Here is a 2413-nt window from a genome sequence, read left to right on the forward strand (position 1 = left end):
TTGATATATGAAAAAATAGAAGAAGTTTTAGTATTATCACTAGTAAGAACTGGCTCACACTCTGATTTATTTAAGTAATAACAATACATAAAAAGTAAGGGTGGAATTATATGGTTAAAAAGAACTTATGGCTTATATTGGCAATAATCGCATTTATTACACTCATATTATCAATATATATGTCGTATAAGACAGGAAAAACAGAGTATGCATGGATAATTGGCTCTATGCTTTTTGGAATAGGGTGTGGAAGTAAATATAATAAAGAGAAAAATAAATAAAGTAAAATTGCAATAGAGAAAGTCAATGTGTTTGAATTAAAAACGATTAGAGATAAAAATCTAGTCGTTTTTTATTTTAAGAAAGAATACAAGTGAATTTGTCTATGACGATAGAGGACTTCTGATTATATAAATTAATGTCATCATTCTATGTCAAAAGTATTTGACATTAGGAGGTAAGTATGAATACAACAAAATTTATTGAGACAAATCAAATGTTTGGTTTAGGTTTACTCTGGTTATTTATTGTTGCATGCATTAATATGCACCTTAATAATGATTGTAACCTTGATTAAAAAAGGAGATGAAAGAAAGGGATATATTGTAAAAAAATCTGGATTAACTGCATTAGTAGTAGGGATAATATTTTTAATTATAAATATAATTTGGAATATTTTCTTTGAACAAAATTCTAGTATTGGATTTGAAGATAATCCGATTATTTATGTCGGTATCATATCAATAGCTTTTAATATTTCCTACTTAATCAATATGAGGAAATACAGGTAATAGAAACGAAAAATCATATTAAAGAACTTAGAACCGAGAAAGGATTATTTCAACAAGAATTAGCCGATATATGCGGAGTTAGTAGACAAACTGTTAATGCAATTGAAAACAATAAGTACGATCCGACGCTTGAGCTTGCTTTTAAACTAGCTCTTGCTCTTGAGACCACTATAGATGAATTATTCATATATGAATAAAAAGATTTAGTCCATTTTTTTAAAGCGCCTATTATTTTAGGCACTTTTTCTATAACGGACTTTAGGAGATGGTAATATAATATTATAATTAATCCATAGCTTAAGGTCGACACATGTGGAGACGGTAGCGTTGATGTTAAGAAAATAGAGTAAAGGTTAAAAAAGAAAAGAAAGCAGCTGAGTCATGACTTATAGAAAACAAAGATAATTATGATAACCGCAGCTAATAATTTATTATGGATTTATTCAAAAACAAATGAGCAAAGAGTGTTACAGCATATTTAAGTTATAAGCATTGTACATTACATTGAAAAAGACATTTATATCATAGGAGAACTTATGAAACTAATTAGACCAGATAGGAAGTATATCCAAAGCTATATAGAAGCAAATGAAGAAGATGAAATGTTTAGACCTCATGTAGAAAGACGTTTTAATAACCCTGAGACAATTATAGAACGTGCTTATAATTTTGAACATGGTATAAATTTGCCAATAAATTATGTTAGAGCGACTACATTTTGGTTGATAGATAATGAAAAATTTATTGGTGAAATTAGTATTAGGCATGAATTAAATTCTTTTTTAATTAACTATGATGGTCACATAGGGTACGAAATTAGACAATCTGAATGTAGGAAGGGCTATGGAACAAAAATGCTCTCTATGGCACTAATGTATTGTAAAGAGACATTGAACCTTCATAAGGTTTTGATTACATGTGATGATGACAATATCGGATCAATAAAAGTGATAGAAAATAATGGTGGAATTTTGGAAAATAAAGTACAAAATAGATTACCAAGAGGAAATGTTACAACAAGAAGGTATTGGATTAATATATAGAAAAAAAGATCAATTTAATCTGTGCAATATTTAAACCAACTGACATATTCCCACATACGAAGCTTTTGAAAAATATTAAATTTTATCCATACTGACCACTCAAGCCATGTTGAGGCGGTGACACTGCTTGTGAAGACACGTTAGCGACTGAAGAAACAGCTGTCCTGCCCACTCACGGATTGCCCAAGAACGACGAGCGAAACTAGGAAATGACTGGATGCAATGGGCTGCCGATTCCCTGGTATTCCTTACGAAAAGTGAAGCAATGAATAGAAGCGGTAATAGCGGAGTTTCCCTGAGATGTAAGCTCAGAGGGACCTCGCTTTTTGGTTTTTAGAGGAGAAAATGGGATAAATCTGTTAGAATGAAGGTGTGTGTATGGGGAAACTGATCGATGATTTTAGGAAGAAGGTACAAACTAAGCACCAATAAAAATGCCCACTTCTTTTCTTATGTTGAAAATGAAAATTAACCTAGTTTTAAAGTAGAGGAGCAGAGATAATGAGTAAAAGGCAAATTGCAATTGTAGCTAATCTTTTATTACTTGTATGGTTTTCACTGGATATGTTTGGAGTAAAA

The 2413-nt window shown here is 30.7% G+C and carries 2 protein-coding genes; both read left to right on the plus strand.

The annotated features are described in order from the left end of the window. Positions 1–790: 790 nt before the first annotated feature. Positions 791–988 carry a helix-turn-helix transcriptional regulator gene (locus HMPREF2758_RS08705; protein ID WP_083304852.1) on the plus strand — a complete coding sequence of 66 codons (198 nt, stop codon included), beginning with the start codon at positions 791–793 and terminating at the stop codon, positions 986–988. A gap of 339 nt (positions 989–1327) precedes the next feature. After that, positions 1328–1834 (plus strand): GNAT family N-acetyltransferase, encoded by a 507-nt coding sequence (locus HMPREF2758_RS04930; RefSeq protein ID WP_070609449.1) that lies wholly within the window; start codon positions 1328–1330, stop codon positions 1832–1834. Positions 1835–2413 lie beyond the last annotated feature (579 nt).

Origin of the sequence: Facklamia sp. HMSC062C11, assembly GCF_001810675.1 — a bacterium.
Lineage (GTDB): Bacteria > Bacillota > Bacilli > Lactobacillales > Aerococcaceae > Facklamia > Facklamia hominis.